Source organism: Paraburkholderia sp. BCC1885, from assembly GCF_900996235.1.
Taxonomy (GTDB): Bacteria; Pseudomonadota; Gammaproteobacteria; order Burkholderiales; family Burkholderiaceae; genus Paraburkholderia.
Window position 1 is genome coordinate 17,968 of the sequence record NZ_CAAJGM010000217.1, and the last position, 14,070, is coordinate 32,037.

General features: G+C 60.8%; 11 protein-coding genes and 2 pseudogenes. 6 read left to right on the forward strand and 7 right to left on the reverse strand.

The features are described 5' to 3' along the window. Positions 1-100: 100 nt before the first annotated feature. A complete protein-coding gene (locus tag FQ755_RS24270; protein ID WP_144157578.1) occupies positions 101-934 on the reverse strand; it encodes an alpha/beta fold hydrolase in 834 nt (277 codons plus the stop codon). Between the two features lie 174 nt (positions 935-1,108). On the opposite strand from FQ755_RS24270, the gene FQ755_RS24275 reads away from it, so the two are divergent. From FQ755_RS24275 to FQ755_RS24295, 5 genes are all read left to right on the forward strand, one after another. Further along, positions 1,109-1,546: a MerR family transcriptional regulator gene (locus tag FQ755_RS24275; protein WP_144157558.1), complete on the forward strand. Its 438-nt coding sequence runs from the start codon at positions 1,109-1,111 to the stop codon at positions 1,544-1,546. A 175-nt stretch (positions 1,547-1,721) separates the two neighbouring features. Next, positions 1,722-2,624, forward strand: a complete 903-nt coding sequence (locus FQ755_RS24280; protein ID WP_144157559.1) for an acetoacetate decarboxylase — start codon at positions 1,722-1,724, stop codon at positions 2,622-2,624. Positions 2,625-2,710: 86 nt separating this feature from the next. Beyond that, positions 2,711-3,196 carry a MerR family transcriptional regulator gene (locus tag FQ755_RS24285; RefSeq protein ID WP_144157560.1) on the forward strand — a complete coding sequence of 162 codons (486 nt, stop codon included), beginning with the start codon at positions 2,711-2,713 and terminating at the stop codon, positions 3,194-3,196. A gap of 40 nt (positions 3,197-3,236) precedes the next feature. Continuing rightward, positions 3,237-3,926 carry a type 1 glutamine amidotransferase domain-containing protein gene (locus tag FQ755_RS24290; RefSeq protein ID WP_144157561.1) on the forward strand — a complete coding sequence of 230 codons (690 nt, stop codon included), beginning with the start codon at positions 3,237-3,239 and terminating at the stop codon, positions 3,924-3,926. 23 nt (positions 3,927-3,949) lie between these two features. Continuing rightward, a complete protein-coding gene (locus FQ755_RS24295; RefSeq protein ID WP_260858837.1) occupies positions 3,950-5,455 on the forward strand; it encodes a coniferyl aldehyde dehydrogenase in 1,506 nt (501 codons plus the stop codon). 233 nt (positions 5,456-5,688) lie between these two features. On the opposite strand, the gene FQ755_RS24300 is transcribed toward FQ755_RS24295, so the two are convergent. Continuing rightward, a complete protein-coding gene (locus FQ755_RS24300) occupies positions 5,689-6,141 on the reverse strand; it encodes a hypothetical protein (protein ID WP_260858838.1) in 453 nt (150 codons plus the stop codon). An 81-nt stretch (positions 6,142-6,222) separates the two neighbouring features. On the opposite strand from FQ755_RS24300, the pseudogene FQ755_RS24305 reads away from it, so the two are divergent. After that, positions 6,223-7,199 (forward strand): annotated as a pseudogene (locus FQ755_RS24305) (MFS transporter); the annotation flags it as partial. A 45-nt stretch (positions 7,200-7,244) separates the two neighbouring features. On the opposite strand, the pseudogene FQ755_RS24310 reads toward FQ755_RS24305, so the two are convergent. The 5 genes and pseudogenes from FQ755_RS24310 to FQ755_RS24330 all read right to left on the reverse strand — a co-directional run. Beyond that, positions 7,245-7,945 (reverse strand): annotated as a pseudogene (locus tag FQ755_RS24310) (LysR family transcriptional regulator substrate-binding protein); the annotation flags it as partial. 432 nt (positions 7,946-8,377) lie between these two features. Further along, positions 8,378-9,679 carry a c-type cytochrome gene (locus FQ755_RS24315; protein ID WP_144157562.1) on the reverse strand — a complete coding sequence of 434 codons (1,302 nt, stop codon included), beginning with the start codon at positions 9,677-9,679 and terminating at the stop codon, positions 8,378-8,380. Positions 9,680-9,691: 12 nt separating this feature from the next. Beyond that, entirely contained in the window at positions 9,692-11,470 is a 1,779-nt protein-coding gene (locus FQ755_RS24320) for a GMC family oxidoreductase (protein WP_144157563.1), read from the reverse strand. Between the two features lie 4 nt (positions 11,471-11,474). Next, positions 11,475-12,086 carry a gluconate 2-dehydrogenase subunit 3 family protein gene (locus tag FQ755_RS24325; protein WP_260858839.1) on the reverse strand — a complete coding sequence of 204 codons (612 nt, stop codon included), beginning with the start codon at positions 12,084-12,086 and terminating at the stop codon, positions 11,475-11,477. A gap of 219 nt (positions 12,087-12,305) precedes the next feature. Continuing rightward, positions 12,306-13,856 carry a methyl-accepting chemotaxis protein gene (locus FQ755_RS24330; protein WP_313957472.1) on the reverse strand — a complete coding sequence of 517 codons (1,551 nt, stop codon included), beginning with the start codon at positions 13,854-13,856 and terminating at the stop codon, positions 12,306-12,308. Between the last annotated feature and the right edge of the window lie 214 nt (positions 13,857-14,070).

A 14,070-nucleotide genomic window follows, 5' to 3' on the forward strand; every position in this document is an offset into this window, starting at 1 on the left:
TTTTTGACGATGAGATCAAAACGGGACGAGCCACGCATGGGTGGCTCGTTGAGTTACCTGCGCGCGTCAGCAGCGGCGCGATTGCACGCTGCTGAAGGCTTTAAGACCCCTTGATGAACGCGAGCAGATCGGCATTGATCGCGTCGGCGTTGGTCGTCGGCATGCCGTGAGGAAAACCGGGGTAGGTCTTTAGCGTACCGTTTTTCGCCAGCTTCGCAGAAAGCGGCCCAGAATCCGCATACGGGACAATCTGATCGTCGTCGCCATGCATGACCAGAACGGGAATGGTGGTGCTTTTCAGGTCTTCGGTGAAATCCGTCTGCGAGAACGCGACGATACCGTCGTAGTGAGCCTTCGCGCTACCCATCATGCCTTGCCGCCACCAGTTCCAGATGATGCCATCAGAGGGCTTCGCATTGGGCCGGTTGTAACCATAGAAAGGACCCGCGGGAACGTCGTAGTAAAACTGCGCCCGGTTTGCCGCGAGCTGCGCCTGGAGATCGTCGAAGACCTGCTTGGGCAGGCCGCCCGGATTACTCTCGGTCTTGACCATGATTGGAGGCACGGCGCTGATGAGTACCGCCTTGGAAACGCGATCTTCACCGTGGCGAGCGACATAGTGAATAACCTCACCGCCGCCCGTGGAGTGGCCCACGTGTACCGCCTTCTGCACGCCGAGATGGTTCACGACCGCCGCAACGTCGTCGGCGTAATGATCCATGTCATGGCCGTCCCAGACCTGACTCGACCTTCCATGTCCGCGCCGGTCGTGCGCGATGACCCGGAAACCCTTGGCCAGAAAGAAGAGCATCTGGGCATCCCAGTCATCCGCACTAAGCGGCCATCCGTGATGAAAGAAAATGACCTGTGCGTCACGCGGGCCCCAGTCCTTATAGAAAATATCGACGCCATCCTTCGTTGTGACAAATCCCATTTTCGCTTCTCCGGTGAGGTGTTCGCAATCAATCGGTGTCGTGCGCCTGGTCGCGGCCGGCCAGGCTATCGTACTGCTCTTCAGTCTGCGGAAATCCATTGACGCCTTGCTTGACCGTCTTTTGACTGTAGGATTAAAGTGAACTTCAAGGTCAACACTTTTTAAAAGTGCCACATGAAAATCGGCGAACTGGCAGAACTCAGCGGCCTCACCGCGTCGCGCATCCGCTTCTACGAGGCGACGGGCCTGATCGCGGCCGTCGAGCGAACGGCAAACGGCTATCGCGACTACCCTCCGGAAGCGCTGTCGATGCTCGAAATCATCGCCAGTGCCCAGCGCGCGGGCTTCTCTCTCGAACAGATCCGGCAACTGCTGCCAACGGGCCAGGGCTCGTGGCAGCATGGCGAACTGGTCGAGGCGCTGAGGCATAAAGTGACCGAAATCGAAAAGATGCAGGAACGCCTGAATCAGAACAGGGCGCAGCTACTCGTAGCTATTGAGAGCATCGAAAACAGACCAGCAGATCTGAATTGTTCAGACAGAAAGGAGTGGGTTCTGGGCCGCCTTCGCGAAAGCGGGGTTGTGCCGGAGCGGAAGAAACACTCACGATGATGACCGGGCGTGATGTTCCCCGCCAGACGTATGTCGGTTTTCACGAGGTCGTAATGGATTAGCTGCGCAGAAATGCTTGACCTTGAAGTTGAGTTGAATCTTAGAGTGTGTCCTGCAGGGGCGATCGGTTTATCACGACCGTCCGCAGGTCAACCATCTAGAAAGGTCAACGGATATGGACAGGCGGTTCACACAGGTCGAGTTTGGATCACACAAGGTTGAAGTTATTGAGGGCGGATACTACGACCGTTTCCGCATGAATCCTGACCTCGACGAGGTGGCGCGTGATCCCGCAGTCGGGAACATCGACTTTTTCCGCAGGATACCGAAGCATCAGGTCGAGTCACGGGTCGGCCCGATATGGGCGCCGAATTTCTACTACCGCACGAGCAGTGTCCAGGTCCTGATGCTGGCCCCGTTGGAGCGATTGCGTTCCGCGCTGCCGACGCCTCTTGAGCCCTTGCATGCATTTCCCGGCTACGGGCTAGTGGCGCTGACTTTCTTCTCGTACTCCGTATGCGATAACGATCCCTACGACGAGGTGTCGGTTGCAGTCGTTATCCGCCGGCCGGGCGCGCGCGGGGCGCATCTGATCGAACTGCTTGACTCGATGCGGCGTCGCAGCTTTTTCGCGCACGTGCTGGCCCTCCCAGTCACCACCGAGATAGCGCGAGTGCGTGGGGTGTATGGTTATCAGTTACCCAAATGGCTGGCTGGCATCAACGTTGATATTGGTGTTGCGAGCGTCGAAGCCGGTATATCCGCCCTCGACGGAAAGCCGGATCTCGTGCTGAGCGCGCCGCTGCCCGCACTGCAGAGCGTCAAGCCGCAATCCCACATGGGAACGTCGACAATGGTGCACGTCATCGACGGTGAGTGGCATCAGACATCGGTCCAGACCAACACGTTATCGTTCGCGCAACGCGTTCTCCCACGGAACGTAAAGCTGGTGCGCGGTGGCGGCCCGTTGAGCCAGCTTCTCGATGGACTGCGCGTCTCGACGATTGTTCGCTTCGACGTGGTCAAGGACGCGCAAGTGGTTCTGAATCTGCCCGCGCGCCTGAAGACCTTCGATTGAGCTGGAAGCGATGTGCAGGTCTGTGGAGACCCGCAACGAGCGTCACGCAAGAGCGGATTCCTGACTAACGACGGAGTATCAAGCCTATGAAGATCGGGGAACTCTCGGAGCGCACCGGACTGACTCCGTCACGCATCCGCTTCTACGAGCGCATTGGATTGCTGAAGGCTGTCCAACGCCAGCCCAACGGCTACCGGACCTATCCGGACGAGGCCCTGCTGGTGCTCGATCTGGTTGCGACGGCGCAGAAGGCCGGCTTCAGCCTTGATGAAATTGGCATGCTGCTGCCGCCCGATCCGACGCAGTGGCAACACGGCAAGTTGCTCGAAACGCTTCGCCTCAAGGTGCAGGACATCGAAGCGTTGGAAGCGCGACTGGCGCAGAGCAAAACGCATCTCGTCTCGTTGATCGCGGAGATCGAAGCCAAGCCAGCAGAGATCGATTGCACGACTAACGCCAGGAGAGTGCTGTCGCGAATGCGCCGCGGCGAGATGGCAAGCCCGACGCTCGCGTCCGACGATGTCAAGGCGCTGGGGAAGGCAAACCGCCGGCGACCGGTCAGGTCCAGCTAGGTCAGCGTCACCGCGACGCTCAATGAAAGGATGTTTCGACATGACAAAACGCATATTGCACGTCGTCAGCAACGTTGCCAATTATGCCGACCAGACGGAGCCCACCGGTCTGTGGCTGTCGGAGTTGACGCATGCGTGGCACGTGTTCGGCGAAAAGGGATACCAGCAGCAGATCGTCAGTCCGAAAGGCGGGGTTTCGCCGCTCGAGCCGCGCTCCCTTAAGTGGCCCCTTGCCGATGCCTCGGTGAAGGAATGGCTCAACGACACGAGCCGGCAGGCGCTACTTTCGGCAACCGCCCGTCCTGACCAGATCGATCCGGCGGACTTCGATGCGATCTATTTCACAGGCGGCCACGCCGTGATGTGGGACTTTCCGGACGACGGCCCTCTGCAGCGAATCACGCTCGACATTTACGAGCGGGGCGGAATCGTCTCGTCTGTCTGTCACGGCTATTGCGGTCTCCTGAACACAACGCTCTCCAACGGCGCGTTGCTGGTCGCCGGACGCCGGCTTACCGGCTATTCCTGGATCGAAGAAGTGCTTGCGGGGGTTGCCAGCAAGGTGCCCTACAACGCTGAGCAGGAGATGGTCCGCCGCGGCGCATTGTACGAGAAGGCGTTGCTGCCGTTCGTCTCGAAGGTCGTCACCGACGGGCGCCTCGTGACCGGTCAGAATCCGCAATCGGCCAAGGCAACGGCGAGCCAGGTTGCAGCACTCCTTGATAACTGAATCTCTCTCCAGGCGAACTGAATGTGTCCACTTTGAATGGCATCAGAACCCACGACTTCGACCTCTATCTGGAGTCCGTTCGAGGCGCCGACGCGCAGGCACTTCTGGACCGTCAGCGTGCCGCCTTTCTCAAGGAGGCGCGACCGGACCATGACCAGCGCAAGGCGCGCCTTGCGCGGTTGCGTGCGGCCGTACTGGCGTACCGCGGTGAAGTGGAAGAAGCGATCAGCGCGGATTTCGGCCATCGCTCGCGACACGAGACGGGCATCATGGAACTCGTCGGCGTCATTCAGGCAATTGACTATCTGACACGTAACCTGCGTCGCTTCATGAGACCCGAACGCCGGCACGTCGGTTTCATTTATCGCTCAGGTCGGGCGTATGTCGAGTACCAGCCCAAGGGCGTCGTCGGTGTGATGGCACCGTGGAATTACCCGTTTTCCCTGACGCTCATTCCGCTCGCTACCGCCCTTGCTGCGGGCAACCGCGTGATGCTGAAACCCTCGGAACTGACCCCTCGCACCAGTGACGTGATCCGGCGCATGCTCGCGGACGTTTTCCCGCTCGAGGAAGTGGCGGTTGTGACCGGTGGTCCGGATGTCGGCGCAATGTTCAGCGGCCTGCCCTTCGACCATCTGTTTTTCACAGGCAGCACACAGGTCGGGCGCAAGGTTATGATGGCGGCAAGCGAGAACCTCGTGCCCGTCACGCTTGAACTCGGCGGCAAGAGCCCGGTGATCGTGGCGCGCGGGCATGTCGACGATCGAACCATGAGCAGTATCGTCTTCGGCAAGCTCGCCAACGCTGGACAGACGTGCGTCGCGCCCGATTACGCCCTGGTCCATGAGCACGACAGGGAAGCCTTTGTTGCGCAGTACAAGGCGACGGTGGCTCGATTCTACCCGGACGGTCCTGCCTCCGATGACTACACGTCGATTGTCAGTGACAGCCACTATGACCGCCTGACCCGTCTTGTTGAAGATGCCCGGCACAAGGGGGCGAGCGTGATCGCGGCCGGCGTCAAACCGGAGAGCGCCGCAGGGCGGCCGCGCACATTCCCTCCCACGCTGATTGTCGGAGCACGCGACGACATGATGGTGATGCAGGAGGAAATTTTTGGTCCGATTCTCCCGGTGCGCACGTACAGAACGATGGACGAGGTCATCGCTTATGTGAACAGTTGCCCGCGCCCGCTAGCGCTTTATTACTTCGGAGCCAGCGACGCTGAATGTGAAAGTGTGCTTCAGCGCACCACATCGGGCAATGTCGGCATTAACAACACCATCATGCATGTCGCGCAGGATGATCTGCCGTTCGGCGGCGTTGGGCCGAGCGGAATGGGGGCTTACCATGGCCTGGAGGGCTTTCGCGCAATGAGCCACGCGAAGGGGGTGTACATCCTGGGGCGATGGAGCTTGGCAAGACTGCTGCATGCACCGTTCGGCAAGCTGGCCAATCTGGCTCTTTCTGCGACGCTCGGGAAATCACATCGTCGTCCTTCGGACCATTTGTCGAAGCCTGGCTTTTGAGGATGGAAACACGCCGCCGCCGCGAGTTCAAGTCACGCGCTATTTCGCCGCGAACCTGAGATTTTGGATCTCGACCCAGTGGCGTAGGCGCATAGTGTCACTGAGTGGCGAAGCACTGTTACACGCGGCGGATGCCGCAATGTGTCGTGCGAAAGTCCAGGCAAGGCGCGTATTGTCGTGCACAAGCCTCACGATTCACCGGTCGGGTTGCACGGTTGAGATCGACGCCCATGTCATGTCGGCCGAACCGCACCAGCCAGCTTTGCGCTGCAACTCGATTCATCTGCACACAGGGCGCCTGGTGTCGCGACCGCTTTATCGAGCTGCGCCGACCACGGGTATCCATAGTTCAGACGTATATGGTGTCGAAATGCGCCATCCGCAGAGAAGACCGGTCCGGGCGCGATGCTGATGCCACTGTTGAGCGCAGCCAGGAAGAGGCGTATCGAGTCGACGTGATCCGGTAGCGCCACCCATGTGAAATAACCGCCGCCAGACCTCGTCGCCATCGCATTGGCCGGGAAGTACCGGCTCATCGCGTCGAGCATCTGCGATTGCTGAAGGGCCAGCCCGCGACGTAGCTTGTGCAGGAAACGTTCATAGCCGCCGTGCTCCAGATAGTCGGCGATTGCGCGCTGCGCCGGCATGCTGGCCGATAGCGTGGTCATCCATTTCGCCCGTTCCAACCCGCCCGCGAACACTCCGGCTGCCGCCCAGCCGATACGATATCCGGGCGCAAGGCACTTCGCAAACGACCCATAATGCGCGGCGTGGTCGCCTCGACGCATACCATCGGCACTGAGTCCGTGGCGCCGAGGTATCGTGGCGCGGTGTCGGGTCGGATTGGCGGTGGCGGAGCGGGACTGGGCGCATTGCTGGCTTCGCTCACCTTCCTTACGATGTCGGCGTTGTTCCCGGGTGAGCAGTTCGAGGCGTGGGGCTGGCGCTGCATGTTTTTCACGGCATCGTCAGTTCGATGCTCGGACTCTTTGTCTTCAACAGTCTCGAAGAGTCGCCGCTGTGGAAAAAGCTTGCGGCCGAGAAGGCCGCCAAAGCGGCTGCGATTGCTTCACGCGACGGCATCGGCAACGCGCCTGCCGAGGTTGTGCGCTCGCCGCTGCGCACGTTATTTTCCAGGGACTATCGCTCGATCCTGCTCGTGAACCTGCTGCTGACCATCGGCGGCGGCAGCGGCTACTACCTGACCTCAGGCTATCTGCCGACCGTGCTGAAGGCGGTCAGCCACGTGCCGAATGGCTCGGCGGCTGCGATCCTGATGATCTCCAGCATTGGCGTCGTGATTGCGTCAGTCGGGGCTGGCCATCTCAGCATCTTCATCGGCCGCAAGAGCACATTCATATGGATTGGCCTGATCCGGCTCTTTGCGTTGCCGGCACTGTTCCTGCTGCTGCCTACCGCGCAGAGCATGACGATGATCGGCGTCTATGCGGAAGTGTTGAGCGCGCTCGGTAGCGCGGGCTATGCGCCGATCCTGATCTTTCTCAACGAACGGTTTCCGACAGCGATTCGCGCGACCGGCACAGGCCTCTCCTGGAACATTGGCTTTGCCATTGGCGGCATGATGCCGACCGCCGTGTCGCTGGTCGCCAAAGACGCAAGCGAGTTGCCGCTGACGCTGGCGGTCTTCGTGGGCGTGATCAGCGTGATCTTCCTCGCCGGCGCGTTTGTGGTGCCTGAGACGCTCGGCAAGCTCGACAAAACGGTTTTCCGCGAAGCGGTTTAAGGCACGCTGAGGGCGTTGGGCGAGCGCCCATGAAGACCGCCAGCGTCAGCGCACAGACACACCGGTCGTCATCCGGCGAATCTCGTCCGTGATGATTTCGATCAGCGCGTGCGCTGCCGGACCGATAGGCCGCTTCGGATGGCTCACGCGAATGATGTGCCGCACGATCGGCGGCGAGACGATGGGATAGGCGCGCAGCAGGCCTTCGTCGACCTCGCGCTGCACGACGACACGCGGCAGGATCGTCGCCACCTGACTCTGTTCGACGAACTGCACAATCGTGCTCAGCAGGTCGATTTCGAACGTCGGCTTGATGACGATATCGGCCGCCATCAATTCCGCGTCGAGCACGCCGCGCAGGCCGTTGCGCCGCGTCGGCAGCACCAGTTCGACGGCAGGCAGATGGGCGAGGTCGACTTCCGCGGACAATTCGACGCCGTGTGCGGCACTCGTCACGGACACCATCTCTTCGTCGAGCAGCGGCGCCACATCGAGTGAGAGGCGCCGCGCGGCTTGTTGATGATGGCCGCATCCAGTCGGCCCGCTTCAACGGCGTCGATCAACTGCGTGCTGAACCCGTCAGCCACCGAGACTTCCACTTGCGGAAACAGCGCGTTGAACTTCGCGAGCGATTCAGGCAAAACGCTTTGCGCCTCGGACGCGACGATGCCAAGCGAGACCCGGCCGGTGACGATCACATCGCGCTGGCTCAATTGCTCGCGTGCATGGTCGATGTCGCGCATGACAGTTTTTTAGTGGACAAACGCGCGCGTGGGCTACCCCCGTGCACAGCACGCATCCGTCAACGGTAGGGCCACAGTAGGGCGCGCAGGGCCGATTGTCTTCCCTATGCCTGCGCAGTTTTTGCGGAATGCTGCCGTACTTTCACATCTGAAGGCTGCGCAGCTGGGGGCGCAGAGATCCGACAAGTCTTCGCAGAAAAGGAGCACCTGATCGACCTTGAGGATGCCCTCGAGTTCGTCGGCACTCTGAATCCTCGTGCGTCGCGTGAATTTCGACAAGGTCCTGCCACAGCTGAAGCTTGCGTCAGGGTTGAATCCCGGTAGGTCGTTCGATGCGCCAATGCCCAAAAATCGAGGCGTCTGTCGCCACACGGACGCCTCGATCTCGCACAAAAAACGCTCCTGCGAAGTCTCGTAGGAGCGAGCGTCGCAACGCTACTGCCCCAGATGTTTGCGCACGTCCTTTACCTGATCCGCCGTCACGCGTGAAGCGTTATTGCCCCAGCTCGATCTGACGAACGTCGCCAGTTCGGCGACCTGTTCGTCGTCGTAGCGCCAGGCGAATGGCGGCATGGCAAGCGGCGACGGCGCGCCTGCAGTCGACGGCAGACGCGAGCCATTCAGGATGACTGTAATCAGCGAGTCAGAGTGGGCTGCGAGCACCATCGGGTTGTTGGCGAGCGAAGGGAACACCCGCGACGCGCCCTGCCCATTCTGCCGGTGACATGCCGCGCAGCTGTCGATGTAGATGCTCGCGCCCGGCCCCGTTGCCGAGCCGGCCATGATCGACTTGAGCGTCGCATCGCTCGCCTGGAACGACGTCGCATCTTGCTGGCGAGACGACAGGCTCTTCAGATACGTCGCGATCGCATGCAGGTCAGCGTCGCTGAGATACTGTGTGCTGTGCTCGACCACTTCGCCCATTGGACCCGTCACGGCAGAGTGAGGACCACGTCCGGTTTGCAGTAGCGCGACAATATCCTGTTCGGACCAGCTACCCAATCCCGATCCGGCATCGCTGCGCAGATTGATCGGCGAAGCATGATCCAGCACGGCACCGGACAGATAGAGCGAGGTCTTGCCGCTCAGGTCCAGCTCCTGCATGGCCGCCCCGCGCGGCGTGTGACACGCGCCGCAGTGGGCGAGACCTTGCACGAGATAGGCGCCGCGATTCCATTCCGCGCTCTGGGAGTCGACGGGCTGGAAGCGTGAGTCGTCATGGAACGCGCGGTCCCACAGCGCGAGCGGCCAGCGGACGCTCAATGGCCAGACAATGTCGGCACGCCGGTTTGGCTGACTCGAAGCCGGCACCTTGGTGGTGAAGTACGCGTACAGATCCTTGAGATCCGCGTCGCTCACTTTCGCATAGGACGTGTAGGGCATCGCAGGGTACAGATGCCGTCCGTCCTTTGCGACACCTTCACGCATGACGAGCACGAAGTCGTCGAACGAGTAGCCGCCCACACCATGCTCGTGATCCGAGGTGATGTTGGTCGAATAGATCGTGCCGACCGGCGTCTTGAAGGGGTAGCCGCCCGCGAACGGATCGCCGCCCTTCGCCGTGTGACAGGCCATGCAGTCGGCGGCGCGGGCAAGGTATTCGCCATGCACGGGGTCGCCGGCACGCGCCGCGACATCTGCGGCCACGTTCACGGCGGGCTTGCTCCATGTGGAGGCCCAACTGCCTGCAACGACAATCGCGATCGCGGCGATGGGGATGAGGAGTCTCTTGCGCATCGTCGTCTCCCCTTATGCCTGGACCATCGGTCCGGGGTTCTTCAGGTACTGCGAGCGGATGTTGCTTGCCGCCCAGTACGCGAGACCTCCCACCAGACCCGTCGGGTTGTAGCCGATCCCGTGAGCGAACGTGTTCGAGCCGAGCACGAACAGGTTGGGCACATCCCAGCTCTGCAGGTACTTGTTGACCGCACTGGTCTTCGGATCGGCGCCCATCGGCGTGCCGCCGCACACGTGCGTGCTCTGGTACACGCGTGTATCCCAGTGCATGCCCGGCTTGAAGACGCGGCCCGAGATGCTCTTCGGATTCATCGCGTGGCCGATCTCCATCATCTTGCCGCCCACATACGCAGCCGAGCGCAGATCGTTGTCGTTCCAGTCGAACGTGAGGCGCAGCAGCGGGGTGCCATACGCGTCCTTGTAGGTCGGATCGAGGTCCGCGTAATACGCACGGTTTGCGAGACTCGTGCACTGCGATTCAATGCGGCCGGTGTGCAGGAAATTATCGACGACAGCCTGCTTCCAGCCGGTTCCCCACTTCGGCGAACCACTCGGAAGCGGAACGCCGCGTACCGGACCGTTGCCCGTCTGACGCCCCCAGATCACGCCGCCGCCAATAAAGCCGAGCGGGCCATGATCGAAGTTGTCGGCATTGAATTCCTCAATCACCTGGCCACCGCCGCCTGTCCCGATGAACTGGTTGATGTAGACGTCCTTGTCCCAGAACACGTTGACGCTGTTGATGTACTGGTAGCAGAGGTTGCGACCCACCACACCTTCGTTCGTGTCAACGTTGAACGGCGTGCCGATTTTCGACGACAGCATCAACCGGATGTTGTGCAGATGGAACGCGGCGAGCACGACCATGTCCGCGGGTTGTTCGACTTCGTTGCCTTCGGCGTCGATGTAAGTCACGCCGACCGCGCGTTTGCCGCTGTTGTCCAGATTCACGCGCGTCACATGTGAATTCACGCGCAGTTCGAAATTGGGTTTGCGCAGCAGGGCAGGGATGATCGTTGTCTGCGGCGAGGCCTTCGAATAGTTCAGGCAGCCGTAGTCGCTACAGAAGCCGCAGAAATTGCACGGTCCCAACTGGCAGCCGTATTCGTTCTGGTAAGCGCCCGACGCGTTGCCGGCCGGCAGCGGGAACGGCTTGTAGCCGAGGCTTTTCGCGGCGGCCGCGAACAGACGCCCGGTCGGATGATCCGGAAGCGGCGGCAGCGGATATTCGCGCGAGCGATAGCCTTCGAACGGGTTGCCCCCTTCGACCGGCGCGCCCTTGATGTTGCCTGCCTTGCCGGATGTGCCGCACACATATTCGAAGCGGTCGAAGTGCGGTTCCAGCTCATCGTAGCTGACGCCCCAGTCTTGCAGGTTCATGTCCGAAGGGATGAACTTCTCGCCGTAGCGCTCCTTCACGCGGCTATAGAGACGCAGTTCGTCCGGCGCCACCCGCGACTGCACGCCCGACCAGTGTGTGCCGGCACCGCCCACGCCTTCGCCCGGTTTGAACGAGCCCATCTGGCGATACGGCAGCGCGACGTCTTCCTTCCGGTGACGCGCCGTGATCGTGGTCTTCGCGAGATTCTGAAGCAGCGCCTGGCGTGCGGAATATTTCACCTCGTCGACGATCTGCGGATACGCGAAGTCAGGAATCGTATCGCGATTGTCGCCGCGCTCGAGCGCTACGACGTCGAGGCCGGCGTTCGCCAGTTCGATTGCCATGATGGCGCCGGTCCAGCCGAAGCCGACGATCACCACGTCTTTATGCGGTTTCTTGATGGTTGCCATTCGCTTAGCCTCGCTTGCCGTACATGCTGACCGGTCCATACGGATAAGGCTTGGATTCGACAGCCCATTCCAGATAATCGGCGCGCACGCCGGGGTAGCCGATCATTTTCCAGGCGGCCATGTCTTTGTTGCCACCGTGCATCGGATCGCAGAAGTAGCCTTCCATGACGTTCGTCAACAGGAAACCGCTGAAGAACGACTTCAGATTGAAGTCGTCCTTGATCTCGCCCGCTTCCATCTGTTTGAGGAACTGCGTCTGCTGTGCAGGCGGCAATTCGGCGAAGGTCTTGCCCGCGAAATTCTTGCGGAAATACGCGTTGATGGCGCGGATGCCGAGACGGTATTGCTGTTTCGGCGTGAGCTTGGACTGATAGCCGAAATCGGGCGCGCCCTTCAGGAACGGTCCTTCCATGTACCAGCGCGACGCGTCGCCGTAGGGCGTCTGCATCTGCCGGTCGATGTACTGCGGCACGCCGAGCTCCACCGCGCCGGGTCCTACGTGGTCCTTAGGAATCAACTGGTCGCAGGCGGCATTCACGAAGGCCCATTCTTCAGGCGTGAAATAACCGGGGCGGTAGTTTTCTTCGGTGGGTTGATTGGGCGGAGGGGCGCTCAACGCGCGGTCTGCGTCCGTCGGCAACAAAGCGGTTGCTGAGGTTGAGATCGCTGCGATGGGGGCAATGACTATCGTTCTCTTGAGAAACGAGCGTCGACTGTTGTCCTGTGAAGTCGTCATTCGGTTTACCTTTTGAAAGTGATCGGCCGCGTTGCGTGGCCGGCCTCAGAAAGCGATGCTGCCGGTCGGGCCGGCAAGACGGGTGTGTGCTGACGGGCGTCACGTGATCGTGAAAACCTCTACGAAGCTGTGCAACTGGGCGGACTGCTCGTTGAGCGCCTGTGCCGCGGCGGTGGCCTGCTCGACGAGTGCCGCGTTTTGTTGCGTGATCGCGTCCATCTGACTAACGGCCGTATCGACCTGCTCGATGCCCGCGCTCTGCTGGACGGCTGCCGCTGCAATCTCGTTCATGATGCCGCTGACCTGGCGCACGGAGCTCAACACTTCGCCCATGGTCTTGCCTGCGTCCGCCACGAGCTCCGTACCCAGCGCGACGGTTTCGCTCGATTCGGCTATGAGGTCCTTGATTTCCTTCGCGGCGGCTGCCGAGCGCTGCGCAAGGCTTCGCACTTCGGATGCAACGACGGCGAAGCCCCGGCCCTGTTCCCCGGCGCGGGCGGCTTCGACGGCCGCATTGAGCGCGAGGATGTTGGTCTGGAAAGCGATGCCTTCAATGATCCCGGTGATATCGGCAATCTTGCGAGAGCTGTTGCTGATGTCGCCCATTGCGCTGACAGCGCGATCGACCTTTTCGTTGCCCTGAGAGGACACCACGGATGTCTTGTCGGCGAGCGATTGCGCTGCGCGCGCATGTTCCGCGTTCTGCTTTACCGTGGCGGTCAGCTCGCTCATGCTCGAGGCAGTCTGTTCGAGCGATGCAGCCTGTTCTTCGGTGCGGGACGACAGGTCCATTGTTCCCGATGCGATCTCACGCGTGGCGGTGGTGATCGCTTCACTGCTGTCGCGCACGGCGCGTACAGTCTTGGTGAGGCTTGCCCGCATGTCTTCGACGCCATGCAGCAACGTACCCATTTCGTCGTTCGTGAGAATCTCGAGAGGGCGGCTCAGATCTCCTGCGGCTATGGCCCGGAAGTGGTCGAGCGCATTGTTGAGCGGACCCATGATTGCGCGTCGCAATGCAATCCAGCTGACGCAGGCAGCGAGCGCGCCGATCACGATCATGCCGACCGATAGCACGAAGAAGAGACGGAAGCTCGATTCGGCGGCGTCGTAGTGGTTCTTTGCATTCGCGTAGAGCGCCTTCTTGACGTCTTCGTTAGCCGCGCTCATCTGCGAGTACAGATCGCTCAACTGTGTCATGGCGATGGAGTCGATTCGCGCCCGGTCGTTCGCCTTCACGGCGCCGATGAAGGCCATCACCGCGTCGCGCATCGCCTTGCGGCGCTGCGTTGCCTGGTCGATCATTGCCGCTTCATTGGGCTCGTGAACCTGATCGACAAATTGCTGCCACCACTTATCGGACTGCGCAAAAAAGCCGCTGGCTCGCGCGAGTTGGTCACCTGCCTGCGGATCGTCGGGATGTAGCGCGACGCGATCCAGCACGAGGCGCGTTCGGGCGATGTAAATCTCCGCGTTTCCGATGTTTGTCGCAGCGGTCAGCTTGTTCTGATACGTGTCGCGGTTCGCGTCGTTGGCGCGCTTTGCTCCCACCAGGCCGAGAATGCCGATTGCCAGCATAAGGACTGCCAGAAAACCCATCGTCAGGGCGATACGCGCCTGTAATGAGACGGTTGCCTTACTCGAATTCATTTCAACTCCCAGATACCGCAGCATACGTTGTAAATATTTACAGATAACAAGAGCTGGGTCGCACCGCCCTTTTGCGCTTCCGATGGTTGAGCGAGGCGGTCTTGACTGCGTCTCGCTCATGGTTTTTGAATGCAAAATTCAAAATACCCTATATACATCGGCAAATTCCGGAGGAAATTTAGGGTTGTTTTCAACTTCTTTGCGGAGAAGAGGG